Source organism: Agathobaculum sp. Marseille-P7918, assembly GCF_964248325.1.
Classification (GTDB): domain Bacteria; phylum Bacillota; class Clostridia; order Oscillospirales; family Butyricicoccaceae; genus Agathobaculum.
Map to the genome: position 1 here is coordinate 1 of NZ_CAXTXI010000007.1, position 24,049 is coordinate 24,049.

Genomic DNA, 24,049 nt, shown 5'->3' on the forward strand with positions numbered 1-24,049 from the left:
CAACAACTTTCCCATGAGGCCTCTAGGTTGGCTTTCTCCTTTAGAGTTCACTGTCCAATATGTTTGACAAACCTACATCATACAAGCATTGTGCTGTTGTGTCAACCGGAACAGCGATGATCAAGGAAACACCCGCACCAAGTCCAATGCCCACTGTATCCGACCCACAAATAGCGCTTACGGAGCCGAAAGAACCGAAGGTACCTCTGACAACAGAACTGGGGGTAAGTTAAGGAAACAATATCAGTTTTTGACAAGCAATCATCAAAGATAACCGCCCGCTGAATTCCGCAGATATTCAGCGGGCGGTTACTCGTCTGTAGAGTTATCCAAAATCATGCCGATTGCCGCCGCCCGAACCCAGCTCTTCAAAGGTACAGACGATTTCCTCGATTTGCTGAAAGCATTCGCTGTCTGCCAATGCGTCATCCTCCAGGATGGCTTTAATTTTGCCCAGAGCCTTGTAGCATTCCAGTTCCACAATCTTTGCTACGTCTGTATTGATAAGTTCTGGGAAGGAAACCTGAATTTTTTCGTTTGCAAACACATGACAAAGGATCTCCTGATACAGCTCCATACAATCACCGCTTTAGTACTTATAAGTTCTACAATCAACATTCTAATAAAAATCTGCGGTATCGTCAATAGTATTAATCAGTACTAAAGGCGGTGGGCGGTATGTTATTTCAACGACTAAGAGATTTGCGGGAGGACCGGGATCTGCGGCAGGAGGATGTGGCGAAAATTTTAGGAATCAGTCAGACGGTGTATTCCCGCTACGAGCGTGGGTTTCAAACTATTCCTGTAATTCATCTTCTGAAATTGGCGGACTACTATAAGGTCTCCACCGATTATATTCTGGGACGAACCAACAACAGTAAGCCGTATGATGTAAAATAGAGTTTTTTAATTAAAAAATTTGATAAAAGAAGAAAAAACGACTATTCAGACGGTTTTCTGACCAAAAATAATCCGAGTGGGGAGACTCGAACTTCAGGCATCTTGCACCCAAATGTGTGTCTGAACCTTCAGCCGGCACTCTATCGCCCTCTTTGACGATTTCCTCTGCTTCGTCAGTTTCTCTTTAACACTCTTTTGCCCTGCTTGTTTCAAGGAAACCTTTCGTCTTTTGGGATTTGTGTGGGATTGGATTCTGTGTATTAAAAGATGTTCCGTCCAGTTCGGGTGGCACTGACGAGCCAGATCGCTACAGAGAAGTGGCCCAGGGAATGCGCCGCATAAACAAAGAATAGCACTTATGACATCTTTGTTCACTATCTCAGTCGTATGAGACTTTCGAAAATTAATTGTTATTCACCAGAGCACCATTGGGAGGCGGAACATCATTTGCATCAATGCCATTGATCTTACAGAAGTGTTGGAAAAAATGCTGGGCGAATTCTTTTTCTTCGGGGATACTTTTGACGGTAATGATGTCCCGTAAGATTTGTGCAGCCTGCTCGTCAGATAAGTACCGATGAAGCCCAGACCCGAAGACTATTTTTTGTGGAGCGTTTCGGTTGATATAGTAGTTCCAAAAAAGTATTTTATGAGCTTCTGTTGGAGCAAGTTTAATTTTCCATTCAGAATTTGTCGTTACATAACCTGCATCTCGGTTGTCGCCTTCATAGCTCTCATCAACGAGGAATACTGCAAAAACAAACCGCGATTCGTCTGAAGCAGCGTTAGGCTCTCGTGTTGTCAAAACCGCGAGACTGTTTTTCTGTACTTTCAAGAGATGCATTGGTTTCCCTTTGTCGATCCCAGTCTGAACAACTCCTGCGCTTGCCATCCAGTCTCGCAGCATATGACTCTCATAGCAGACGGAATCCAGACCATGACCACCGCTCATCATAGATTCCAATTCTTGTCTGGTGATTTCTCCGTCTAAGTAACAACGACAAGGAGAGTCTTTGGAAGAACACCAAACGTGGTGGGCTTTCTCAATATTGAATCTTAATACAGAATCAGAACAAACGCCTTGGAATCCTATATGATTCTGCCCTTTCCCCCCATCACAGTAATTGCATTTGAACGCTATATTAGAGCGTTCTACTTTTTTGACATGCTTCTGCGACCGCATCTGCGACTGTGTTGGTGTTGCCGATAAGTGATTGGCAGACAGAACAGAATTTGAGTGGGCAGATTGTTTGGATTGGATATCTTTATCAACCTGTTCCATAAGCTCCGGATCTGTACTCGTCAGGTATTTTTCAAATGCATCTGGATAGACAAATTTCTTTTGGCTATCCCCGAAATTGACGGTGAGACACGCACTTGTGAGTTCAGTAATTGTCCCACATCCAAAAACCTTGTGCTTCACTTTACGTCCGAGCATATCAGCACCCCCTTTTGTTAGACATTTTATCATTTGCTATTAAAAAAGGCAAATTGCAGTAAATGATGCCAGCAACTCTGTATCGTCATAAAGTAGGTAAAGCTTCACTCTAAAGGAATTCTGTTCTTTCCAGTAGCTATTTCCCTCTTTCTGTGATATTGTTCGTTTGCCAAAAGGAGGCGACGATATGCAGAACGAAAACGGCTACACGGTAGGCCAATGGTGTGACCGCTGGTTCCATGAGAATCAAAGCAGATGGAATAGCAGCACCGTGGGCGGATACCGCAACCTGATCTACCGCCACATTCTCCCTGAAATCGGGAGTATCTCACTGACAGAACTGACCGAAGACACTGTCACCAGCTTCTATGATGTCCTGCAGAGCCAGGGACTTAGCACCAGAAGTGTCTGGTGCGTCCATCTGCTCCTGCGGCGATGTGCGGATGAAGCAGCTCGTGACCACCTTATCCCCTATAATCCGGTGCGGCTCTGTAAAGAACCAAAGGCAGAGGAATATAAGACTGCTCCCTTGCGCCTGGGGCAGATCCAGCGGTACCTAAACGCAGCAGAAAAGTTTGGAGCACTCCCTCTCATCTACACAGGGCTGTCCAGCGGCCTACGGCAATGTGAACTTATCACCTTGTCGTGGGCCGATTTTCATATCCGCTGCTGGTATATCTTCAAGGGATAGCGGTTGCTGACCCTCAACAGAAAAGCGGAGCATCTTCTGGAACGGATACCAGAAACCGACTGCCATTGTTCCTCAACCCCAAGACCGGAGAGCCATATCAGCTCCACGAGTTCTATTACCTCCACAAGCGGATTCTGAAACAAGCGGGGCTTCCGTGGGTGGCCTTCCGGAATCTGCAGCGCCAGTGCATGGAGGTAGGGATATGAAGCTGAAAGACTATATCCTCCGCTGGCAGGAGGTCTATGACAAGAACCAGAGCCGCCCGACCAACCTATGCAGCCCATGGTTATATCTTCAAAAACCACATTCTCCCCGGATTGGGGGATATACTACTCTCTGAATTAACGGTGGAGCAAGTGGGAGATTTTCTGGAGGAACGAAAGCGCTTTGGCGGTCACCGCCCAGAAAGCCCCGAATACCCAGGGCTGGGCGAACATATCATGCGGCACATCCACCGGCTGCTCCAGCAATGCCTGGACCAGGCGATGCGGGATGGCCTGATAGCGGAAAATCCTGCCCGATCGTTTCACTACCAAAAACCTAAGAAGGTCAACGCCAATGTGCTGACACCAGCAGAAATGGAGGACTATCTGGACGCAGCGGAGCGGTTGGGGCACTTCCCCATGTTCTTGCTGGCGCTGACGGCAGGACTTCGACAAGGAGAGCTGATTGCCCTCAAGTGGAGCGACCTGGATATAAAAAAGCGGATACTAACCATTACCGAGAAACGCTCGGTGGAGCGACGCAAGCTGGTGGAGTACGGAGACGGACACCAGGACAATCAGTCTGACCAAAGAAGTCGTTGAACTCCTGTGCCTGGAACATGCCAAGCATCCCAGCAGTCCGCTCATGTTTATGCACTCGGCCACACAAAAATCCTACTCGCCGCAGATGGTACGCCAATTGCACGATGAGATCATCTGGGAAGCCGGGCTGGACCATGTCTGCTTCGCAGATATCTGGAACACCTGCGTCGTCCTATCGCTGCAAAATGGAATGGACACTAAAGAGGTTTCTCAGATGCTGGGCCACTTCAGAACCGCGATGGCACGACAGAACTACGCACCATACCTGGCCCATGCAGCCGCCAAAATTGAAAATAGGCCCAACGAAGCATCTACGGAAGACTCCGGCAAGCGGCAAATGTTCTGGATAATCTTCTGAAATTCTGATAGATATTCCCCCAAAAGGTGTGGTATATGTTTGTGTCACAAGAGGAGGCGATGACCATGGAAAATAAACTGCTCAAGGGGCTATATGATTGCTTCTATGCTTCACCGGAGCTTTCCGAACAGGAGGATAAAGTGATGGCGTGCCATAAAGCGTTGATCGAGGCTCTGGCAAAGCCGGAACGTAAGCTGGTGCTGCGTATCATTGATGCCCAGGATCATATCAAGGAAGAAACCGTTCTCGGTAGCTTTATCGCCGGATTTTAGTTGGCCTGGAAGATCTCAATAGAACTGCACAATAACGAAAACAAGTGCTCTGCCTCCTGCCGGATCAGAAGAGTGGGCGCTCGTTTCGTATCAGAGGAGGGAACGGAATGAAAAAACGAATTGCCATGGCCGCAGCGATTACCGCCTGTTTCGCCCTGTGGGCCGCTGTGTGGCCACAAAACACGGTGGGAAAGGAAACACTCGCACCAACCCGAACAACCGCAGTAACTCCTCTAGACGCTGATTTCAGAACTCCAAAAATCGGCGATAAATGCAGTCGAAGATTTAACATGAGATCGCTGGCAGCGGCCACCCGCAAAAATGCACCACATAGACAAGGATTACCGCCCGCTGAAAATAGATGCCTAATATATTGTACAAAGAATGCACTAATATAGCCGTGTATTGTGACATATTAAGTAGCTGTTTTGAGTATGTGTTGTTTGTTACTCATTGTCTGTTGACTAATTGTATTCAATTTTAGTACTATATCCATATGATAACATGGGGTGGTGTATATGGATATTATCAAAGTGTTTTCTTCTAATCTAAGAAAATATAGAACTTCGCTTGGCATATCACAAGAAGCTTTTGCTGAAAAGGCAGGATTGCACAGAACATATATCAGTGCAGTAGAACGAGGGAAAAGAAGCATATCTTTGGATAACATCCAAAAGATATCTGACGCATTAGGTGTCGAGACCTATCTTCTTTTTTTAGATAATGAAAAGTCGTCAATAGAGGGGGAGAATCGGTGAGGAAGTCTAAATTACCCATTGACTTTGTAATTTCGCAATTGGGTTACGATACTTCAAGCAACCTATATCTGCCAGAGAAATATCAAGATTCTACGCTGTCGCTGCATGCAAGAAAAATTCTTTCTGATCTCGACCCGTATGCCGCGTATATAGTTAACGACGCCCCCTTTATTGTTTTCTTTGATAGAATAATAAGTGATGAGATCGCACTGAAAGATATTAGTAAACATATTTGGAATGCCCAAATCCCTGTTGCAATATTCTGCGACGAGAATTCGGTGAAGGTTTTTAACGGCGCATCTATTAATGTGAAAGACTATACCATTAAACAAGTGCGTGAATATGAGATAAGCGAGTGCACTGCCGAATCGGATTTTTCCTTTTGGAATATCGCTGATCCGCTATTCTGGGAGCGCTATTCAAGTGATTATTCTAATACACGGCTAAATAAATGTTTGCTCGACAATATTTCTTATCTGACAAATGAGCTCAAAAATAAATACCACATCACTTTTGCAACCAAGTTAGTATTGCGACTGATCTTTATTCGTTATCTTATTGACAGAGGGGTAGATTTAGCGTATCAAAATTTCTCTGCGGATACTATTCGGTCTAAGGCCGAATTTCTGCGAATCGTAAGAGACAAGCAATCTCTATATGATTTGTTCAATTACTTAAAAACAAAGTTTAATGGCAATCTTTTTGATTTGGGCGATGAAGTATATTGCAGTGAATTGACAGCTAATGTTTTCGATTTGTTAGCTGATTTCTTATCTGGTGAAATTGCTTTAAGTAGCGGTCAGATGTCGTTATTTTCCATGTACGATTTCAATATTATTCCAGTGGAACTTATCAGCAATATATACGAGATTCTTCTCGGAAAAGAAGTGCAGAATGAAGACAACGCATTTTATACCCCTAACTATCTGGTGGAATACATACTTAATCGTACGGTTACACGATCTTTAAAGGAAAAAGCAGAGTTTACAGTTTTAGACCCAGCTTGCGGTTCGGGCATTTTTTTGGTAAATTGCTACCGCAAGATTATTGAAGAAAAGATGACTGAAAATCGGTATTGTGAAGACGATACATTGCTTGCAAATCTGTTATCGCATAATATTTTCGGAATAGATATAAATGATGAAGCAATTGATGTCACAATCTTTTCGCTGTATTTGACTGTGTTAGATTATAAAGATCCCAAAACACTCTTTGGATTTGAGTTCCCTAACTTAAAAGGAAAAAATCTGTTCGTTGCCGATTTCTTTGATGAGTCCGCACTGAAAGTGTTATCTGACTTAAATATCCGCTTTGATTTCATTATTGGCAATCCTCCTTGGGGGAGCGTAAAAAGTGGATTGCATATAAATTATTGCAGAACAAATGACTATAGCCATATGCAGCAAAACAATGAGATCAGCCGCAGCTTTGTTTTTAGGGCAAAAGATTTTTGTGATAAAAATACCATCTGTACATTTATTTTGCATTCTAAACTGCTATATAATCAGAAAGGGCCTGCAGTAAAATTTAGAAAGTATTTACTGGAGCATGTAAGGCTCATTAGCATCATAGAAATGTCTTCGGTAAGAAAGCTTGTTTTCGAGAATGCAAAAGCTCCCGCAATAATCCTTTCTTTTAATTATAACCAAGGGAATAATTTAAAGAATAAGTTTACTTATACATCATTTAAGCCAAATATTTTTTTTCGGTTGTTTAATTTATTGGTCGTAGAGAAGAATGATGTAAAGTTTGTTTCCCAAGAATTGCTTTACCAGTATGATTGGGCCTGGAAAACAATTGTATATGGTTTTAGTGGAGATGTCGAAAACATCATAAAGTTAAAGAAAAGTTTTATTACCATCAAGGAGGCTATAGAAACTACGACTCCTCCTTTGCTTTGTGGTAGCGGTATTCAAGATCATCTTGGAGATGCTCAAGACGCAACCAGCCTCTTGGGACTGCCATTATTGAATTCAGATAATGGGGTTGACCACTTTTCAATTAACATCAGTGACGAAAGCGCTTTTGACAAACCTAAAATTCACAGAGCAAGAAACCGCAAGTTGTTTGATCCTCCACATTGTTTTACAGCAAAAGGTTTAAATTGCTCAAATTATAAAATGAGATCTGTTTTTTCGGACAAGCAAGTAGTGTGCAAGGAAACCATGTATGTCATTAAGGGAGATGAAAGTCAAGTTGATATGCTTTATAATCTTGTCGGTCTAATGAATTCATCTCTTTTTGCATATTTAAACCTAATGATTGGTTCTTCTTTGGGAATCGAGCGAGAACAAAGATTTATGACAGAGGTTCTTTCATTCCCGTACACATTCTCTAAAGAAATTGCAAGGCAGACCGAAGAGCTTCATGTATTATGCAACTCAGATAATCAGAACTGTGAATCAGAGATTGCTACACATATCGAAAAATTGGATCATTTAGTTATGACTGAATTTGGCTTGGCAAATAATGATTTTATCGATTATGCATTAACCATTCAAATTCCTGAGCTAATTGGTTCTCGGGAGAGTGAAGCGTACAGAAAAGTTGCTACAGATGACTTGAAAAGATACAGTGAATGTTTCATAAAACAATTCTCAGCCATATATAGTCAATTAGGAAAAACGGTATCCATAAAAATATATCCTAATATCCTAAATTGTTATGCGGCGGTTGAATTGTTTGTATCTGATGATGTTAGTCAGGATGATAATATAATTTCGGAATGCACGGACGACAAAGAACTGTTTTCGCGCTTTATCCTTAGCGCATACAATGATAAATTCTATCAAATGCGTGATGTAGTTTGCTTTGGTGAGCGTTCGTTTTACATTCTAAAGCCAAACTACTTTAAGTACTGGCACCCAGCGATATCTAAACTTGACCTTTCTGATGCCATTGATCAAATCATGTCAGACACAGGGGGTGAAGATGAATGAGCGGTTTTCTTGATCGGTCGTTAAATACAGCCTTTAAATGCGGACTATATAATTTAATAGTTCTTACTGTCAGAAACAGTTGCGAGTTAATGCTTAAAGAATGTACCGCTGAGGGAAGGGTTTTAAACAATCATGAGGAAAAGATTCGAAATCATCTTCTTGAGAACTATCTCAATAATGATCAGATTTGCCCACAAACCGGGACAGGAAACATTTCTTTAAGGTTTTTACCAGAAGTCCCAGAGCACTATGATTTGTCTTCTGATACTTATTCTGGCCGAACAGACATTAAAGTTGTATCTATTGATTGGTTTGCTAACAGCTCAGATTACTACACTATTGAGTGCAAACGAATAGATGGAACAAAATCGTTAAGCAAAAAGTATGTTGTAGAAGGGGTTTGCAGGTTCTTGGGGAATCCTCCGCTTTACCCTTCCTATCACAACAAGAATTTGATGTTGGCGTTTCTTGTTAGTAATGTTGATCAGGCAAAAATTTTTACTGATGTTTCTTCTGCGCACAAAGACGAGTTGAACAGTAAAATAATCGAAGATATTACAATTATTGAAGCGTCATCCACATATTTCTTTTGTGAAAGCAAGTATACGAGCGGACTGCTTCTAGGTCATTTATTCTATGACTTTTCGACAATAGTAGCTTGATCCAGACACATCACATTGAAAAGGAGTAGGAAATCCATGCGATTTTCCTGCCCCCTTCAGCTTGGGGGAGTTTACCGGCCCATCGGGGAATAGAAATCTCTGATGGATCGGCCTTCGCTGTACACTTTCAAAAAGGCTTAGTGGGTAAAGTTGCGGAGGTAGTGTAGGATTTTGCGCAAAATTGGTTTGCAGACTCCGGGATGAATGAGGTAAGCCAGCAATGGAGGCATCCTCAACGGCAGCCTCCAGGTGCTTCATGTTCATGTACTTCTTGTTGCCCCACTGGGTACCGGCCACATGGCGGAGCCGGGCACAAACCAGCATCAGAGCTGAGTTGCCGTCCGGGAAGCTGCCCACCACACGGGTGCGGCGGCGGATCTCCCGGTTCAGCCGTTCAATCACATTGTTAGTGCGGATGCGAGTCCAGTGCTCACTGGGAAAATCGCAGTAAGTCAGCGTTTCCTCAATGCCATTCTCCACCTTCTTAGCAGCTTCTTTCAGCTTCATAGAGAGCAGTTGCTCCACCACGGCTTTAGCTTTCTCCCTGGCAGCCTTCTTGTTCTCCTGGGCGTGGATCGCCTTGAGCATTTTGGCTACCAGCTTCACTTTGGAACGAGGCGTGACTGAGAATACATTTCGGTAAAAGTGGACGGTACACCGCTGGTATTTGGCTTCAGGAAACACTTCGCCTACGGCCTCCAGCATGCCAAGGCACTTGTCGCCAACAATGAGCTTCACACCATTCAGGCCACGGCTACGCAGCCACTGGAAGAAACTGACCCAGCTGGTTTTGTTTTCTTTCATGCCCTCGGCAGCGCCAAGAACCTCTCAGTACCCGTCTTCATTAACCGCAATTGCCACCAGAATAGCCACATTTTCAAATTCTCCACACCAGTTACGGCGCAGGTAGATTCCATCTACATAAACATACGGATAGCGTCCGCCCTGCAGAGGGCGGTTCCGCCAATCCTCAATGTGAACATACGCTTTCTTGTTCAGTTCACTGATGGTGGAGGGAGAGACCTTGCTGCCCCAGAGAGCCTCGGTGATGTCCTCCACACGCCGGACGGATACGCCGCCAGGTACATCTCAATGAGAGCCTCTTCCACACTGCTCTCCCGGCGGCGATACCGCATCAGCTAATGAGATGATTAACCGCTACATCTACTTTTACAATCACAGGCGCATCCAGCTAAAAACTGGAGAGGCACCGCTTGCGCGACGCCTCTCGTTCTAAAACTTGATACTTCCTACCAGGGGCTCTTTTTTTGTACTGTCCGTACAACTTGGGGTAGTTCATCTGTTCCTTAGGCATCTGCCTTTTTAATGCGTAGAGCTCTTAAAGCTGTTCTTCATAGTACCGATTAATATATGCATTGCTTGTTAGGGCATTGACATAGATTTCTTCGTGTTGCAATATGGTCTCTGATTCTCGCTTTGCTTCTTCGCTTGTTTGAAATGCGGAAAAAGAAATATACATGGGTTTGCTATCAGTATCACCATACAAAACCCTTACTGTTCCGTCATCACACTCTTGAATATCTTTCACCAGCGCATTTATCAACAGATTGGCAGTGTGAAGGGTAACGGACTGCTTTAAGAAATTAAACTCAATACTCCCTATGAAAGTTAACGCAATCTTGTCGCCAATACCGAGAGATGTTTCCGCATTGTTCATAGTCACAGCTGTTGAACTCGTGGATGTGAGTTTGGCGCTCAAGCGAACAACTTTCTTCTCGCATAGGAGCAAATAAAGCTCATCAATATCTTGCTGTTCTTCCAGAGATAATGCGTTCAACAAACCTGGAGAAATTGAAATGGCAAGTTTGCTCTCTATTGCACTTAAGCGCTTAAAGAAAGATTTGTAACGACGAAAATATTCTTTTATATCCGATAGGGAAATATTTCCGTCTTCGGAGGGGGTGTTATCTTCACGATTATAAAAATGCGCCAAGAGTGCTGCAGCGATGCTAAAACTGTCAGCAACTTCTCTAATACTTTTTGCCTTCTCAAATTGCACCTTACAATTGAGGGTATGTTTATTTTCGCCAAGCAGGAATGCAATATTAAAAGCAACAATGGCATCAGGCTCGGAACGCAAAATTACTTTATCTTTAATCCGACTACGCAACAGCGTTATTGTTTTTTCTTTTCCGTCTATATCAAGAGTAATAGGCACAGGCTCTATCGCCGGGCTAACCAAGAATTGGGTTATGTTTGTTTGTTCTTCTAATGGGAATTTGGCACCCAGGTGTCCGACTGTTGTAGAAACTGAAGTAACACCTTCGACCGGAACGACACGCCCTTCGGTGTATGCAATTTCCAAAGCAGATAAGAAGTTCTTATATGCCTCTCCGTCGCTAAAACGCAAGGTGCCGCTCATATTAAACATATCATCAGAAAAAATTTCTTTGAGTTTATTCGGCATATTACCAGTCCCTTCTGATTTCTTCCAGCACCAGAATTTTACTGATCAAAACATTCTTCTGCATTAAAATATCGTCCTGGTTTTCGAAACAACTATCAAGTAAATCGGTTATAGTTTTAATAATTTCAATTCGGGCGAGGATATCCGGAACAATGATATACCGTATATCATCATACGAAAAGTCAAGCCAAAGTTTTTTGTATCTATCCTGTTCTAACCCCTTGCTAATTTCGTCGGCCAAAGGAATTATATAAGGATTAGCGATGATGCTTTCTGTATTCAAAGCAGTAAGAACCTCAACATTCGGAACATATCTCCACTCACGCTCATCATGGAAATTTTTGTAGATTTCAATTGTAGCAGAACTGGAATCGCTACGAGGGATTCTTCTCTTCATAATCCCTCGCAACGGTTTGATGTATGCTAAACGATTGATTACGTCTTGAGAATATTCTTCTGGAATGTCATTATCCTGGAAAACTCGACCAAATAGAGCAGAAAAATCTTTTGCATATTGGGAATCTTTGTTAAGATAGTGAACTGGCTGAAGATGCTTTTTTTCACCCCAACTTTTCGAAAAAGCTACTGCATATTCTCCATAATAAGCAAAATGTGTGTTGTTCTTTTCGAGGTCAGCCCGTTCATCCTTGCTTAAGGATTCATAAACATCACCAACACCATTTACAGCGAATGAATCTGCAAGTTTGTGAAAAGGAATATCACAGAAACATTTTTGCAAAATGGCAACTTCGTTAAATAAACGAGTGCCATTTCGGATATTTAGGTAGTCTATGGTCTCAACACAATACCGTGGAATTATGGCCCTGCGGCGGAGAATGGAGTTTAAGTATTCTTGCTTTTTCATGAAATGAAAAAGCGTATTGGCACTCTGAGCATAATCATCATATGGTAAATAGGAAATCTGGTTATTGGTGAGCATACCATCATCTCCATCTGGTTTCTAAAGTTAAAAAGCCGCATGGGAATACACCCACACGGCTGCCTTGGTGGCGCAAAGGCTCACCGTAGAACTATTATAAAGGATAAAGCTGGAAAACTCAAGAATTTGTCGTATCCACAATAAGAGAACAGCAGCCACGCCAATTAGGGATGGGTTAGGGATTTGGTGGTTTCGACCGTTACCCACACTCATACGCCCACTGTTTTTTTACTCCTCAAATCGCTACTGAACAGCAATCATTCAAGTTTCAAAAACCGAACCAAAAACGCGAAAAATCGCAAAATTAGGCGGTTTTTCTAAGAAATGTGGTCTGATTGACGGATTCGAACCCAGGGCATGCTGCTCCCAAAGCAAGCGCGCTACCAACTGCGCTACACCCGGATATGAAATTTTCTAATTGTGGTCAAACATGTGGTTAACGCCAATTTTTGACCAGTTACTGGAGAAAGTGCAGGTGCTGTCAGCCCAAGTGTTCCAGGGTTTTCCGAGGCCTGCGGCCCGAACCTGGGCCTTGCGCTCCCAAACCGGCGAGCTGGTGTTTATTTGGTGTTTACGCAATTGAAAATAAACACCAATAACTTTTGCAACTCACTATAAAAATTCTGTAAAACAAAATAAATTGTGTTAATATGCGTATCTATACGCAAAAAAAGTTAGAATATGCGCATTCGTAATGCGCAGGTCGCCGATTCGAGTCCAGCCGCAAGCTCCAAAAAACCCGTTATTTCGAAAGAAATAACGGGTTTTTGTGCGCTTTTTTGGTTGTATTGGATTTATAGCAGGTTTAACACGTGCTTTGCGCGGTCAAAGTCCTCATTCGGTACATAGACATCGTATGCGATTTGCTTTTCAACGAGTTGTCCGAATGTGCCTTCGCTCAAATTCGACTGTTTCTTTTTGATAAGAAAGGAAATTTCATTCGCTTTCAGTTTTTCTTTTACCCGCAGAACATCCTCAGCAGAAAAGCTGGAAAATACCAGCCGGTGTGTTAAAAAGTACGGCAATGAGTGTGCAATTATAAAGTTCTCTAAAAAGAGTGGGGCTATGTTCGTTGTCAATCAGCATATACGCGATCCTGTTATCAATAGGCTTATGTTTGCAAAAGCGTTGAAAGCATAAAAGTCGCAGAAACCAAAATTTGGTTTCTGCGGCTTTTTGTGCATAACAAAATACATAATGTCACATAACCCGAATTATACGTTAGCAAAGGGATCGATAAATCCGGTCTGCTCAATGACTTCGCGCATATGCGCGGTCATTTGCAGTACCGTATTGCTGCCGCTATGGACAATGGGAAGGCTGGTGCCCATAACTCCCTCACCTTCAATCACAGTATCAAAATCGTTTTGTGACAGCATATTGCTCACAGTTTGTGCTGCGGTATGTAAAGCCTTGAGATTGGAAAGTATCTCATTTTGGTAATACTGAACCAGCGTAGAATCCGATTGGCATAATTTCTGCATCTCTGCAATCTGTTGCTGCATTTCAGTCAGTGCGGCTTGTGCTTTATCCTGATCCACAACAGTATACTGCGTTTCTGTTATGACAATCCGCGCAGGGATTGCTTTACGAAATGTTTCGGATATATCGTATAATTTTTCTGCTGCGGCTTGGAGATTTTGCGCATAGCTTTGCAGGGAAGAACGCTCTGCTTCACTCAGCGGCATCCGCAGAAAGATGAGACCTGTATTTCCGTCTTGGTTGCCGACCCATTTTATATCCATGCCGGTCAATTCGCCGATGCTGCGAACCGGCAAATATGTCACGTTCAAAAAGTCTATGGGATAGATGACAGTGCCTTTTTCATTTTTGAAAGTCACCAGTTCACCGTCCAGATAAACTTTTCGTTCCGGGCAAAGAACAGCAGTTCCTTCCTTTATTCCATGAAAAACAGCACCGTTTACTGCTTCATTTTCACCATGAATTACGCTGTTCACAGAGCCGCTCAATGTAATGGTCTGCGTCGTTCCATTCCAACCCACGTTTTTACCCATCCATTCGCCTGCCGAACGAACAGGCATATAGGTAGAGCCCTGATAGCTGATTGCCGGCATGTATTCTCCATTTTCATTCGGGAACATGACCGGAACACCCTGCACATAAATCTGTGCGTTCGGATCGCTGATTGTAATTTCATTTCCTGCCGCCGCTGCTCCGTATATCGTGGCAACGGAAAGCGTTAATGCGAGTAAAGCGAGTTTTAATGTGCGCTTCATAATGATTCCTCCTTTAAAAAATATGGACAGGTTTATCCATTCCATATCATGTACAATGCTTCAAGATTCCGTTTTGTAACAGCAAATTAAAAAATATTTTGTGTGTCCTTTCCTGTTACAAAATGACGTTCTGAAGCATTGTATTAGTGTGAGGAAATACCTTTATTACAATGGTGACTGAGAAGCAAATGGATTGTATTTTCACAACAGGATGATAAAATTAACGATATCGGAGCTGCTCACACAGTCTGCTCCATCAAGCCGCAGCTGGTTCCAAGGGGGGATTGAGGGTTGACACAAGAGCAAATTTCTTTTTTTGAAAATTTATATCGAAAGCACTATGCTCTCATGTTTGAAGTCGCACTGCGAATCGTAAAAAATCCGGTCAAGGCTTCGGATGTGGTATCGGACACCTTTCTCATACTTATCTTGAAAATTTCCACTGTGATGAACCATGAAGACCCTGTCAAATGGCTGTTTACAGTGCTGAAGAACAATGCACTCGGCGAGTACAGAAAATCGAAGGTCCGTAAAGAAGTATCGCTGGATGATGCGATCATTCGCGGCAAGGAGCAGGAACTGATCCCGTTTTCAGAGATGCTCCCCAAAGGTTTGACACCGGAGGAACGTGACATTCTGATCCTTCGGCTTGGCGAAGATCTGGATTATGCAGAAATCGCGAAGCGCCTGCACTCGACAGAAAGTGCCTGCCGCATGAAGTTCAGCCGCGCTAAAAAGCGTTGTGCGGAATTAATGGAACGGGACAAATAGCAAGTTTTCTGTTACAGAATTCTGCTGTCAAGCATTATTTAAGTAGCAGCAACCGTATGAGGAGGTGAAGCGCATGTGTACAAACAGTCAGGATAATGAGAAAAAGCACGAAAGTGATAAAACCATTTTGCATTCCACCGACCGGATTGCGGACGAAACCGACATCGACCCGAAGCTGCTTGCGCTTCTGGATCAGGTTTGCGCATCCGGAGAAGACGCCCTTCCCGAGCTGAAGGCCTACACAGATGAGACACAGGCTGAAAATACTGGGGGCATGCATCTCGACGCAGAAAGTGCGCTGAAAGCATTCAAGGAGCAACACGCTGCGGCCTTTAAAACGCATAAGCGCACCCGCGCCCGACGATGGGGGTATCGTTTGTGTGTGATTGCCGCGGCGATCATTGTGCTCAATACGCTCTGCATTTTTGCGTTTGGACGCAGTATGTATGACTATGTTGCAATGTGGGGCGCAGAGACATTCGGATATATCATGCAGACGGCAAATCCTGAGAAATACGACCCGGATACCTATTACAATCCCAGAGAGCAGTATGTTGGCGAATTGCCGGAATATGATCCGAATGCTCCGCTTGGTTCTGAGGATAATCCGATTCCGCTCGATAGTCTGGAACCCCTTCCGGAATATGCAAATATTCCAGACACGGATGTTTCCGCAATGGGACTTGAAAAAAGCGAATCTGTATGGGATGAAGCACATATCATTGAGCGTTTTTCAATTCTTAACAAAGAATTGGCGGATGTCGCTTGTATATTTGGCATTCCAAATCATCTAATCCCTACATGGATTCCCGATGGATTTGTACAGAACGAAATAACTGTAACAAAAGATTATTCTTCGGAAACAGTTAATCTGGAAGGATATTATTCAAATGAGAATGAGGAATACCTTCTTGGAATTGTAGTTCGCACAATTAGTGATAATAGTGCTGGTGGGTTTACCGAAAAAGACGATCGCCCTGTAATAGAGTACTATACAAACGGGGTGGAATGGTATATTATGCATAATCTTGAGAATGTTACTGCTGTTACCATTATAGATAATCGGCACATTTTGTTTTTTGGACCAATTACTGTGAATGAAATGAAAAAAATGATCGACTCGGTATATAAAGAGCCATAAAACTACACATAAGCTGTTGAACGGCATGATACACCGAGGAGGTGAAGCACATGGAAACGAAACCTCAAAAGCATAAAGGGCAGCAGGAGCATGAAACTGCCTTTTTGCATGGCAACAGTCAGATTGCGGACGAAACCGATATCGACCCGAAGCTGCTTGCGCTTCTGGATCAGGTTTGTCAGTCCGGAGAAGATGCCCTTCCCGATTTGAAAACCTACACGGATGAGACACAGGCTGAAAATGCTGGGAGTACGCATCTCGACGCAGAAAGCGCACTGAAAGCGTTCAAGGAGCAACACGCTGCGGCTTTTGCAACGCATAAGCACACCCGCGCCCGACGGTGGGGATATCGTTTGTGTGTGATCGCCGCGGCAATCATTGTGCTCAATACATTCTGCATTTTTGCGTTCGGCCGCAGTATGTACGACTATGCGGCAATGTGGGGCGCAGAGACGTTCGGCTATATCATGCAGACGGCAAATCCGGAGAAATACGACCCGGAAACCTACTATAATCCGAATGAAAAATACATCGGGGAGCTCCCGGAAATAGACGCTGATTCAGAGGATATTATCCCAATTGAAGATATTGGTCCTGATCCGGCCTTTGCCGATGTTCCGGATACGGATGTGTCAGCGATGGGACTCGAAAAAACCGAATCTGTATGGGATGAACTGCACACGATTGAGAACTTTCGCATTCTCAATGAGGATTTTATTGCAGTATTAAAGGCGTTTGGTGTTACCGATCCTGTCGCACCGACTTGGATTCCTGATAGCTTTGTCATAGAGTATATTGAGTTTACCAAAGATTATTTATTGGATATATCATATTTCGATGTTTACTACAAAAATGAAAATGGTGCATTTACTATTGCAATCACCGATTTAAATGAATACAGCTCTGGAGGGATAGAAAAAGATGACCGACCAGTCATACGATATCCAACCAATGGTGTTGACTGGTATATCATGCACAATCTGGACTACGTTGTGGCATCAGCAGTCGTCAATCAGCGTGAGGTACTGTTTTGCGGGCCAGTGACCGTAGACGAAATGAAAAAGGTTATTGATTCGGTATATGAAGGAGAATAAAATGCGTAAACTAAAAAAACTGATTTCGATTGCCTTGCTGACAGCATTTGCAATGTCTTTTTCTGCTCTTGCTGCAAATGAAGTGGACAGTGCGGCACAATCTACATCTGCGCTCATGGAAGAAGCGGCAACATCGGACGGCGCAGGCTCGGAAGCCATCAGTTATGAACTGTATCAGCGATTTGCTGAGGATCCCGTCGCATTCCTCTCCGAGCTGGCCTCCCAGCCGGATGATGTGCGTCAGGTGGTCGTACAGTTTATTGTTTGGGAAAATAACTACGATGAAGATACGCTGCCGGATATTTTAAACGGACTTTCTAACCTTTCCGCCGACCAACTGGATGCAGCAGAGGAATTGACCGACTACTGGATCGCCTATCAGGCGCAAAACCCCGAAACAGAAATCCCAGAGGATACGTCGGTCACCCTGCCCGGCTTTGATGTACAGACCATTCGCGGCCTCATCGACCAGAACCTGTCGGTGTCCGATCCGTATTCAGACGAAGCGTTTTGCATCTCGATTACGAAAGCGTATGAAGCCGATCCCACGGCGTTTGGCGAAATGATCTCGGATTTGGATAACAGCGATATCCAGCGTCTCGGCGGACAGATTGCCTATGCCGTTGAGAATAAACTGGTTGATGTGACCTTGCCGGCAGAACAGAACGGCCTTGAGGCGTCTGCACTTTCGGTGCTCCAGCAGGCGATTGCACAAGCCGACCCTCCGCAGCGCACCAATGTGGGGACGGAAAAAGATACCTCTTTCCCAATACCGCTTGCTCTACTGATATGTGTCCTGTTGGGGATATTTCTGATAGCGGCAGTTTGGAGATTGGCAAAGCGGTCACGCTCTCGGTAAAATTTTTGATAAACAATGTGAACATTTCAGTTGTCAATGACAACTTTTAGCGTGGAACAATCGCATATAGCGGTTGTTTTTCTTGGCATAAATCAGCAAGAGTAATTTACAAAACAAACAACTATAACAAAAATCCGGCTGAAAGGCCGGATTTTTTGCTGTCATTATATCGTTTTTCGGGCATCAAGCCATATTTTCCGGAGCTTTCCACTTTAACAAACCAAATGCTGCAGTTCCCCAAATGACGAAAATTCACTTTATCGTGTTTTTTCGTCATTTTCTGCTATATATTGCATGATATCTTCAACGTGACAGTCAAGCAGCCTGCAAAGCAGATCAATGGTGTTGGTGGATACGCTTTTGCCGCATTTCATCGAATAGTAGGTCGCACGGTTAAAGCCCATCTTTTGCAATTGGTACGATGTGACTCCTTTATCTTTCATTGTTCTGAAAAGCGGCTCATAGCTGATCATTTTAAGGCCTCCGGAACGATTCTTATTTTTAAGTATTTTTCCACAATACGTTCAGATCTGTATCTATTGTGGGTATGACACAGCAATCGTATCAGCAGAAAGTGGGGGTTTGGATGAAGCCGAAAATCGAGCGTTTGGGCGTATTACTGGTTTGCATATTCCTGATCCTGTCAGGATGCAAAGCAGATCTCACGCAAGCAAACAACAGTCCCAGCACGGTCAGCGGAACAACAGCGCAGACGCCATCGGGCGACGCGCTCCAAGCGACCTTACCCGAAGCAGAACCACAACCGCAATGGGAAATCCCACAGTATGCAGGCGCGCCCTATACCGAGATCCATAACAATGTTCCCTTTTTCACAGACGAGGAACTAACTGACCAATCCTTTGAAACATACAGTCCGCTGGATGATCTGGGTCGTTGCGGCGCTGCGTTTGCCTGTGTGGGGCGGGATCTGATGCCGACCGAGGATCGCGGCAGCATTGGACAGGTCAAACCCAGCGGCTGGCATCTGGTCAAATACGACTGCGTGGACGGAAAATACCTCTATAATCGCTGCCATTTGATTGGCTATCAACTGACTGCCGAAAATGCAAATGAACGCAATCTGCTCACCGGCACGCGGTATCTGAATATCGAGGGGATGCTGCCGTTTGAAAATCGGGTAGCCGATTATGTGCAGCAGACGGGAAATCATGTACTCTATCGCGCGACGCCGGTTTTCAAGGGAGAAAATCTGCTGGCGAGTGGTGTGCTGATGGAGGGCTATTCGGTGGAGGACAACAGCACGGGAATTTGCTTCTGCGTTTATGCCTTCAACGTCCAGCCCGGCGTGCAGATCGACTATGTCACCGGGGCAAGTGCATTGGCAGACGCACCCTCTCCTGAGCCGACCATACAAGCACCGCCCGAGGAGGAGCCAAGCTATGTGCTCAATCACAACACGCGCAAGTTCCATCGACCGAGCTGCTCCAGCGTCGAGGATATTAAGCCGTCCAACCGGGAGCAATATAGCGGCTCGCGTGAAACGCTGATCGAACAGGGGTATGCGCCGTGCAAGAGATGTATGCCTTGATGCAATAAAGCTCCCATTTGACTGATATCCCATAAAAGAAATCCGACCTTGCGGCCGGATTAACGTGTGTTTTTGTCCAGAAAATACCGAACTTTTTCGACTCTTTGGCGCCGTCCTGTACAAACTGTTTTTCAGTCTCCTTGATCAACTCCAGCATATCCTGCGCGGCAGGATTTTTCCTAAAATGCCGATTTTAGGGCTGTTGACCTGCAATGAGTGGAACGAATCTTTTTATTCGCCAACATTTGAAACAACTTTTTGCTCTGTTATCTCCATATGCTGGCGGCGATATGTGTCATTATCTTTCATTTTCAGTTCAGCTTCCACTTGTGCAAGCTGGTTCTCTAATGATTCCTTTTCTCTTGTATCTTTGGCTGCCGCAATCTTCTGTTCCAGCTGCGTTTTTGTCTGTTTTAACTTTTCAATTTCTTTATCCACTTTATCTGTGTTTCCCGTCGTCTTTACAATGACTGGCTTTTCCCCCTCATTTTGAGACTCCGTTTTGGGCTGGTCCTGCATATCTTCTTGATTTTTGTCTACTTGAATGATTTGCTGTCCCTTTTCATCATGAGAAACTTTATACATGCCCGTACCCGCTGATTGCTGCGGCGCTTGCTTTTCATATGTATCGAATCTTTTTTTCATCTCGAAAGAAGAATCTTTGCTGCTTTCTTTTTCTTCTTGTTGTTCTATCTGTGCAAGCTGTTTTTCTATATTTGCAATACGCGTTTCTTTTTCGTCATTCGGCAAATCATCATTCTTTTTTATTTGCTCTAACTGCTTTTGAAGCTGTTCTGCTTTTGTATTTGAAGAAGCAGTATCATTGGTCTGCTGTGTTTCAAAGGTGGTAGCCAGATTACTTACTCCAGTTACATTTGCTATACTCATTTTTAACTTCTCCCTTTTGTCAAGTATAAGAAATATATAAACTGTTGTATGTGTTGATTTTCAGGCCAAAACGGAAAATGGTTCTTTGACTTAGAAATCCTAATTTTCCTTTGTTACTGCAATATTATTGAAACATCGCAAATGCTCGATATACTTCGTTTCGGTTGATATATTCCGTTCGAATCAAACCGGCCTGCCAGGGCTTGTTGGCAACCCGTTCCCGGTTATGGTCTATTTTGGCATCCAGCGCATCCAGAAACTTGTCGATGAACGGCTCAAAGGAATCTTGTAATACCTGCGACATCTTATCACTGATGCCTGCCTGCTTCATCTCGTCCGAAAGGGACTGATACTGTTGGGCAAGATATTTGCCCAAATCGGCATCACTGTCCTTGATTTCATAGGTATCCCACTCCGGATTTTTGATTTGCTCGGAAAGTCCTTTAGCGTAGACAGCGGCAAATGCTAAATCATCGTCGCTGTATGGAGCTTGTTCGCTGACAGTCTGGGTGGTTACTTTATCCGCCGACGATGCACCGGCACTTTCCCGCAGTTTGGCCGCCATATAGCCGTCATCCTGCTTGAGCCACTGCTTGCTGGGATCGGTGATGTTCGCATAAATGTCGTTTTCCGCAAGATATGCACTGTATTCGTCTGCTTTGCTGTCGATGGCTGCCAGAACGCTCTCCCGCATATCCGCAGAGACACCGGACTGTCCCATTTCTTCATAGAATCCGCCGATGTTAGCGGCATAGGAATCCGCCATTTCTTCCTTGGCCTTGGTGTATAAACCATCCAGCGTCTGCATTTCCTGTTCCAGCTTGTCGCCGGTGTACTGGGTTTGGATACGATCTTTCAAAACCGCATAGCGAGAAGCCAGATAGTCCGCCTTGGTTTCAAAACTTTCGGCGTTGTCAAAGCGTATATCCATGTGGATAAAATCTTCCTGCACACCGCGCCAGTCGATTTCGTCCCCCAGTCCGTTTGCCTCCAACTGAGCACGGAACGCATCCAAGCTCTCCTGACTGACCTGACCTTCTGTCATCAGCTTCACCGGCTTGGAGGGATCCAGTTCAAAGGAGTCCCCTATTTTGATGAAGTCCAGACGGTACTGCTTCATGTATTGATTCATCAGGGCATCTTCTTCGGTGTATTCTTTCTCCGAAGCCGGGCGAAGATCGGCCGCCAAGTCAAGCTTGGCGTTGATTGGCGTCGCTTCCGGCGTTTCCAGCACTTGCAGACGGTTGGGCAGATACGGATAAGCGCCGCTCAGCTCCACCCGATCCCGGTTTGCCGCTTTGGACTGTGTCTGCGCCTGCAAAAGAGCGGCGGACACAGCGGAGTTATTCTGTTTTATGCTGATATTGTTAAGCCAAGTGCTCTTCAACCACGGATTTGCACCAAATTGGCCGATATACATATTGTTCTTCCCCCCATACGAATGTCTTACACGCGAACATTTCTACATACTATCTATATATTTTATTTATCGGTTGATTTTTGCGGAAGTAAAGAGTCCTGATGTGTCTATCAGGTAAAATTTAGGATATAGATGCCGCCGTGCCAAATAAAAATGTAGACTTTGGGAATGTCACATTTCTTATGTATTTACTCGGAGTATGGGATAAACGAAATCTGGTAGCCGGAATTCTGCCCCTGATGCACCTGATAGATGCCGGACGACGCTATTTTTTGTGCGCTTTGCTCATAGGTGTCCATTCTGGGCTGTGCGGCAGAGGAAGCTATGGAGGTCCCCTGTGCTTTTTCTACTGAGGAAAGCATTTCTGCCTGCGGCACATCATTTTTGACGGCCTGGAGTTCTTCCGATACCTTTTCCAAGTCAGCTTGCAGTTTTTCCTGCTGCTCCGCAGTGGATATCCCGCTGTCGGTACCCGTGGACTTCATGAGCAGCAGGGTATTCTGAAGCTGCTGCTGCTTGGTTTGCAAATCTGCTTCCTTGTCGGCAGGACGATTATTTCCGAAGAATGTGCGGCCTTGCTTCGGACTGGTCATTGTAGTCAATGGGTTGATATACCCTGAACGTATCTGTAAAGACATACAATTCCCTCCTTATGTTGTGATTCATCTGTTGTTTTTCATGCAAAACCTTCCCAAAAGTCTACAGAAAACATATCGGAACATTTTGAGGAACGGAAAGATGAATCACGTAAACGGTCGCTTTCCTTGCGTAAATGGTATCCATCAGGACGGATTGCCCATGTCGATATAATCCAGAATGGTTTCCATCGTTTCTGTAGAAAGATATCCGCCATACAGACAGAATGTGCTATGCGCAGTCGTACACTCGGCCCAGCTGCAATCCCCGTATGTTGTGATGACAAACTCCACACCGTGGGCGTTGGTATAGGCATAGGCCTCGTCATAGTCGCTTTCCGTGATATAGGGCGCGCCGTAGGCTTGGTTATCCGCATCCGGCTCGTATGTGTATTCAATGGTGAAATAGGAACCCTCCGTGGGTCCGGCATACAATGCGTCGCAGTACAGCCCGGCATCCGTGCCGTTGCGGTCTGTGATGGTGTAGAGCAGATTGGCATCCGGTATATATGCAAAGACCGTATTCAAACCGGAAAAATCAATGGAAAGATCGCCGCGCATCCGCTCCTGCAGCAGGGCCGGGTCCTCCGCTGTAAACTCTTCCTTGACAGCGCCGGCTTCGGAGAAAATGCTGCGGGCACGCAGAGGGCCTTCTGCATCCGTTACTTCCATGAAGCTCCATGCATCATCCGAACGAATGGAGCCGTACATGGTCTCCTCCGACGTCCACCCACGGGATTTGAACGTATAATCGTCGATCACCCGTTCTAGGGAGAAGGTGGAGCGGGAGTTCGGCGCTTGATACACCACAGCCTCCGGTTGGCCTGTGGCCGTGTTATTATTCTCCTCAATGACAGCGTTCAGCGCGTCGTGATCCTTCAGAATGGTTGGGTTGTGGAACAGGTAGGTACAGGTGGCTGCCGCGCTTACGGTCAGAACGCAGATCGCCAACACAACTGCCACAACCGGGGTGCGGCGATACCATTTGGATGCTGTGCGTTTACCTGTGTCTGTCTGCCGAAGATTGCTGCGGATGCGTTGGGCCATGTGGTCCGGCATAACAATGTGAGAAACGGCTTGCTTCAAATCAGTTTTATCCATAAGCTCCTTCTTGCATCTCCTCACCTCCATTCACTACAAATACACGCGAAAAGGCCATTTGGTCAATTATTATTCTCTTTGTTATTTCTCTGGCATTGGCATGCGTGAAAGAATGATGACTGGTTTGAATGGCAGGCAGGAGTTTGGTCATATTCCAAAACC

Annotated in this window: 25 protein-coding genes and 1 pseudogene; 13 read left to right on the forward strand and 13 right to left on the reverse strand. The window is 44.6% G+C overall.

Translation table 11 applies throughout. The features are described from left to right. Positions 1 to 325: 325 nt before the first annotated feature. Positions 326 to 577, reverse strand: a complete 252-nt coding sequence (locus tag ACESSO_RS10295) for a hypothetical protein (protein WP_373165103.1) — start codon at positions 575 to 577, stop codon at positions 326 to 328. Between the two features lie 101 nt (positions 578 to 678). Here ACESSO_RS10295 and ACESSO_RS10300 point away from each other — a divergent pair, with 101 nt between their 5' ends. Further along, positions 679 to 900 carry a helix-turn-helix domain-containing protein gene (locus tag ACESSO_RS10300; protein ID WP_373165104.1) on the forward strand — a complete coding sequence of 74 codons (222 nt, stop codon included), beginning with the start codon at positions 679 to 681 and terminating at the stop codon, positions 898 to 900. 403 nt (positions 901 to 1,303) lie between these two features. Here ACESSO_RS10300 and ACESSO_RS10305 read toward each other — a convergent pair whose 3' ends face one another. Next, positions 1,304 to 2,338, reverse strand: a complete 1,035-nt coding sequence (locus ACESSO_RS10305) for a hypothetical protein (RefSeq protein ID WP_373165106.1) — start codon at positions 2,336 to 2,338, stop codon at positions 1,304 to 1,306. A 187-nt stretch (positions 2,339 to 2,525) separates the two neighbouring features. Between ACESSO_RS10305 and ACESSO_RS10310 the strand changes: the two genes are divergently transcribed. From ACESSO_RS10310 to ACESSO_RS10340, 7 genes are all read left to right on the forward strand, one after another. Next, the gene (locus tag ACESSO_RS10310) at positions 2,526 to 3,029 is read left to right on the forward strand and encodes a tyrosine-type recombinase/integrase (protein WP_373165107.1); all 504 of its coding nucleotides are present in this window, start codon (positions 2,526 to 2,528) and stop codon (positions 3,027 to 3,029) included. Between the two features lie 242 nt (positions 3,030 to 3,271). Beyond that, positions 3,272 to 3,835: a tyrosine-type recombinase/integrase gene (locus ACESSO_RS10315; protein WP_373165108.1), complete on the forward strand. Its 564-nt coding sequence runs from the start codon at positions 3,272 to 3,274 to the stop codon at positions 3,833 to 3,835. A gap of 49 nt (positions 3,836 to 3,884) precedes the next feature. Then, a complete protein-coding gene (locus ACESSO_RS10320; protein ID WP_373165110.1) occupies positions 3,885 to 4,193 on the forward strand; it encodes a hypothetical protein in 309 nt (102 codons plus the stop codon). A 65-nt stretch (positions 4,194 to 4,258) separates the two neighbouring features. Continuing rightward, a complete protein-coding gene (locus ACESSO_RS10325) occupies positions 4,259 to 4,465 on the forward strand; it encodes a DUF6809 family protein (protein WP_373165111.1) in 207 nt (68 codons plus the stop codon). Positions 4,466 to 4,983: 518 nt separating this feature from the next. After that, positions 4,984 to 5,223: a helix-turn-helix domain-containing protein gene (locus ACESSO_RS10330; RefSeq protein ID WP_373165112.1), complete on the forward strand. Its 240-nt coding sequence runs from the start codon at positions 4,984 to 4,986 to the stop codon at positions 5,221 to 5,223. Then, positions 5,220 to 8,162 (forward strand): class I SAM-dependent DNA methyltransferase, encoded by a 2,943-nt coding sequence (locus ACESSO_RS10335; protein WP_373165113.1) that lies wholly within the window; start codon positions 5,220 to 5,222, stop codon positions 8,160 to 8,162. The genes ACESSO_RS10330 and ACESSO_RS10335 overlap by 4 nt, the downstream gene beginning before the upstream one ends. Further along, positions 8,159 to 8,824 (forward strand): hypothetical protein, encoded by a 666-nt coding sequence (locus tag ACESSO_RS10340; protein ID WP_373165114.1) that lies wholly within the window; start codon positions 8,159 to 8,161, stop codon positions 8,822 to 8,824. The genes ACESSO_RS10335 and ACESSO_RS10340 overlap by 4 nt, the downstream gene beginning before the upstream one ends. A 213-nt stretch (positions 8,825 to 9,037) precedes the next feature. Here the strand turns inward: ACESSO_RS10340 and ACESSO_RS10345 are convergent. The 5 genes and pseudogenes from ACESSO_RS10345 to ACESSO_RS10365 form a co-directional block, all read right to left on the reverse strand. Then, positions 9,038 to 9,957, reverse strand: a pseudogene (locus ACESSO_RS10345) (IS256 family transposase); the annotation flags it as partial. A 206-nt stretch (positions 9,958 to 10,163) separates the two neighbouring features. Further along, the gene (locus tag ACESSO_RS10350; RefSeq protein ID WP_373165115.1) at positions 10,164 to 11,252 is read right to left on the reverse strand and encodes a hypothetical protein; all 1,089 of its coding nucleotides are present in this window, start codon (positions 11,250 to 11,252) and stop codon (positions 10,164 to 10,166) included. Between the two features lies 1 nt (position 11,253). Next, positions 11,254 to 12,192 (reverse strand): abortive infection system antitoxin AbiGi family protein, encoded by a 939-nt coding sequence (locus tag ACESSO_RS10355; RefSeq protein ID WP_373165116.1) that lies wholly within the window; start codon positions 12,190 to 12,192, stop codon positions 11,254 to 11,256. A 794-nt stretch (positions 12,193 to 12,986) separates the two neighbouring features. After that, positions 12,987 to 13,271 (reverse strand): putative signal transducing protein, encoded by a 285-nt coding sequence (locus tag ACESSO_RS10360; RefSeq protein ID WP_373165117.1) that lies wholly within the window; start codon positions 13,269 to 13,271, stop codon positions 12,987 to 12,989. A 135-nt stretch (positions 13,272 to 13,406) separates the two neighbouring features. After that, positions 13,407 to 14,429 (reverse strand): stalk domain-containing protein, encoded by a 1,023-nt coding sequence (locus tag ACESSO_RS10365; protein WP_373165120.1) that lies wholly within the window; start codon positions 14,427 to 14,429, stop codon positions 13,407 to 13,409. 291 nt (positions 14,430 to 14,720) lie between these two features. Here ACESSO_RS10365 and ACESSO_RS10370 point away from each other — a divergent pair, with 291 nt between their 5' ends. The 4 genes from ACESSO_RS10370 (at position 14,721) to ACESSO_RS10385 (ending at position 18,294) form a co-directional block, all read left to right on the forward strand. Further along, on the forward strand, positions 14,721 to 15,200 hold the full coding sequence (locus tag ACESSO_RS10370; RefSeq protein WP_373165121.1) for an RNA polymerase sigma factor: 480 nt from the start codon (positions 14,721 to 14,723) through the stop codon (positions 15,198 to 15,200). A 73-nt stretch (positions 15,201 to 15,273) separates the two neighbouring features. Further along, on the forward strand, positions 15,274 to 16,341 hold the full coding sequence (locus ACESSO_RS10375) for a DUF4367 domain-containing protein (RefSeq protein ID WP_373165123.1): 1,068 nt from the start codon (positions 15,274 to 15,276) through the stop codon (positions 16,339 to 16,341). A 50-nt stretch (positions 16,342 to 16,391) separates the two neighbouring features. Next, positions 16,392 to 17,435 carry a DUF4367 domain-containing protein gene (locus ACESSO_RS10380; protein WP_373165125.1) on the forward strand — a complete coding sequence of 348 codons (1,044 nt, stop codon included), beginning with the start codon at positions 16,392 to 16,394 and terminating at the stop codon, positions 17,433 to 17,435. 1 nt (position 17,436) lies between these two features. Beyond that, complete coding sequence (locus tag ACESSO_RS10385; RefSeq protein WP_373165127.1) at positions 17,437 to 18,294, forward strand: hypothetical protein; 858 nt, start codon at positions 17,437 to 17,439, stop codon at positions 18,292 to 18,294. Between the two features lie 257 nt (positions 18,295 to 18,551). On the opposite strand, the gene ACESSO_RS10390 is transcribed toward ACESSO_RS10385, so the two are convergent. Next, complete coding sequence (locus ACESSO_RS10390; RefSeq protein ID WP_373165129.1) at positions 18,552 to 18,767, reverse strand: helix-turn-helix domain-containing protein; 216 nt, start codon at positions 18,765 to 18,767, stop codon at positions 18,552 to 18,554. A 113-nt stretch (positions 18,768 to 18,880) separates the two neighbouring features. Between ACESSO_RS10390 and ACESSO_RS10395 the strand changes: the two genes are divergently transcribed. Then, complete coding sequence (locus ACESSO_RS10395) at positions 18,881 to 19,843, forward strand: DNA/RNA non-specific endonuclease (protein ID WP_373165131.1); 963 nt, start codon at positions 18,881 to 18,883, stop codon at positions 19,841 to 19,843. Between the two features lie 231 nt (positions 19,844 to 20,074). Here the strand turns inward: ACESSO_RS10395 and ACESSO_RS10400 are convergent, their stop codons facing one another. The 5 genes from ACESSO_RS10400 to ACESSO_RS10420 all read right to left on the reverse strand — a co-directional run bounded on the left by ACESSO_RS10400 (position 20,075) and on the right by ACESSO_RS10420 (position 24,038). Further along, positions 20,075 to 20,731 carry a hypothetical protein gene (locus ACESSO_RS10400; protein WP_373165133.1) on the reverse strand — a complete coding sequence of 219 codons (657 nt, stop codon included), beginning with the start codon at positions 20,729 to 20,731 and terminating at the stop codon, positions 20,075 to 20,077. A gap of 124 nt (positions 20,732 to 20,855) precedes the next feature. Next, a complete protein-coding gene (locus tag ACESSO_RS10405; RefSeq protein ID WP_373165134.1) occupies positions 20,856 to 22,151 on the reverse strand; it encodes a hypothetical protein in 1,296 nt (431 codons plus the stop codon). A 188-nt stretch (positions 22,152 to 22,339) separates the two neighbouring features. Then, a complete protein-coding gene (locus tag ACESSO_RS10410) occupies positions 22,340 to 22,789 on the reverse strand; it encodes a hypothetical protein (protein WP_373165136.1) in 450 nt (149 codons plus the stop codon). Between the two features lie 144 nt (positions 22,790 to 22,933). Beyond that, positions 22,934 to 23,887 (reverse strand): hypothetical protein, encoded by a 954-nt coding sequence (locus ACESSO_RS10415; RefSeq protein WP_373165137.1) that lies wholly within the window; start codon positions 23,885 to 23,887, stop codon positions 22,934 to 22,936. Then, positions 23,880 to 24,038 (reverse strand): hypothetical protein, encoded by a 159-nt coding sequence (locus ACESSO_RS10420; RefSeq protein WP_373165138.1) that lies wholly within the window; start codon positions 24,036 to 24,038, stop codon positions 23,880 to 23,882. The genes ACESSO_RS10415 and ACESSO_RS10420 overlap by 8 nt, the downstream gene beginning before the upstream one ends. Positions 24,039 to 24,049: the final 11 nt, after the last annotated feature.

Excerpts from the sequence above, each read along its gene's own strand:
- ACESSO_RS10420 (WP_373165138.1), bottom strand. The coding sequence starts at position 24,038 with ATGACCAAACTCCTGCCTGCCATTCAAACCAGTCATCATTCTTTCACG.
- ACESSO_RS10390 (WP_373165129.1), bottom strand. The coding sequence starts at position 18,767 with ATGATCAGCTATGAGCCGCTTTTCAGAACAATGAAAGATAAAGGAGTC.
- ACESSO_RS10340 (WP_373165114.1), top strand. The coding sequence starts at position 8,159 with ATGAGCGGTTTTCTTGATCGGTCGTTAAATACAGCCTTTAAATGCGGA.
- ACESSO_RS10295 (WP_373165103.1), bottom strand. The coding sequence starts at position 577 with ATGGAGCTGTATCAGGAGATCCTTTGTCATGTGTTTGCAAACGAAAAA.
- ACESSO_RS10395 (WP_373165131.1), top strand. The coding sequence starts at position 18,881 with ATGAAGCCGAAAATCGAGCGTTTGGGCGTATTACTGGTTTGCATATTC.
- ACESSO_RS10355 (WP_373165116.1), bottom strand. The coding sequence starts at position 12,192 with ATGCTCACCAATAACCAGATTTCCTATTTACCATATGATGATTATGCT.
- ACESSO_RS10315 (WP_373165108.1), top strand. The coding sequence starts at position 3,272 with ATGACAAGAACCAGAGCCGCCCGACCAACCTATGCAGCCCATGGTTAT.
- ACESSO_RS10385 (WP_373165127.1), top strand. The coding sequence starts at position 17,437 with ATGCGTAAACTAAAAAAACTGATTTCGATTGCCTTGCTGACAGCATTT.
- ACESSO_RS10410 (WP_373165136.1), bottom strand. The coding sequence starts at position 22,789 with ATGTCTTTACAGATACGTTCAGGGTATATCAACCCATTGACTACAATG.
- ACESSO_RS10300 (WP_373165104.1), top strand. The coding sequence starts at position 679 with ATGTTATTTCAACGACTAAGAGATTTGCGGGAGGACCGGGATCTGCGG.
- ACESSO_RS10365 (WP_373165120.1), bottom strand. The coding sequence starts at position 14,429 with ATGAAGCGCACATTAAAACTCGCTTTACTCGCATTAACGCTTTCCGTT.
- ACESSO_RS10415 (WP_373165137.1), bottom strand. The coding sequence starts at position 23,887 with ATGGATAAAACTGATTTGAAGCAAGCCGTTTCTCACATTGTTATGCCG.
- ACESSO_RS10330 (WP_373165112.1), top strand. The coding sequence starts at position 4,984 with ATGGATATTATCAAAGTGTTTTCTTCTAATCTAAGAAAATATAGAACT.
- ACESSO_RS10305 (WP_373165106.1), bottom strand. The coding sequence starts at position 2,338 with ATGCTCGGACGTAAAGTGAAGCACAAGGTTTTTGGATGTGGGACAATT.
- ACESSO_RS10375 (WP_373165123.1), top strand. The coding sequence starts at position 15,274 with ATGTGTACAAACAGTCAGGATAATGAGAAAAAGCACGAAAGTGATAAA.
- ACESSO_RS10310 (WP_373165107.1), top strand. The coding sequence starts at position 2,526 with ATGCAGAACGAAAACGGCTACACGGTAGGCCAATGGTGTGACCGCTGG.
- ACESSO_RS10400 (WP_373165133.1), bottom strand. The coding sequence starts at position 20,731 with ATGAGTATAGCAAATGTAACTGGAGTAAGTAATCTGGCTACCACCTTT.
- ACESSO_RS10350 (WP_373165115.1), bottom strand. The coding sequence starts at position 11,252 with ATGCCGAATAAACTCAAAGAAATTTTTTCTGATGATATGTTTAATATG.
- ACESSO_RS10380 (WP_373165125.1), top strand. The coding sequence starts at position 16,392 with ATGGAAACGAAACCTCAAAAGCATAAAGGGCAGCAGGAGCATGAAACT.
- ACESSO_RS10325 (WP_373165111.1), top strand. The coding sequence starts at position 4,259 with ATGGAAAATAAACTGCTCAAGGGGCTATATGATTGCTTCTATGCTTCA.
- ACESSO_RS10320 (WP_373165110.1), top strand. The coding sequence starts at position 3,885 with ATGCACTCGGCCACACAAAAATCCTACTCGCCGCAGATGGTACGCCAA.
- ACESSO_RS10405 (WP_373165134.1), bottom strand. The coding sequence starts at position 22,151 with ATGTATATCGGCCAATTTGGTGCAAATCCGTGGTTGAAGAGCACTTGG.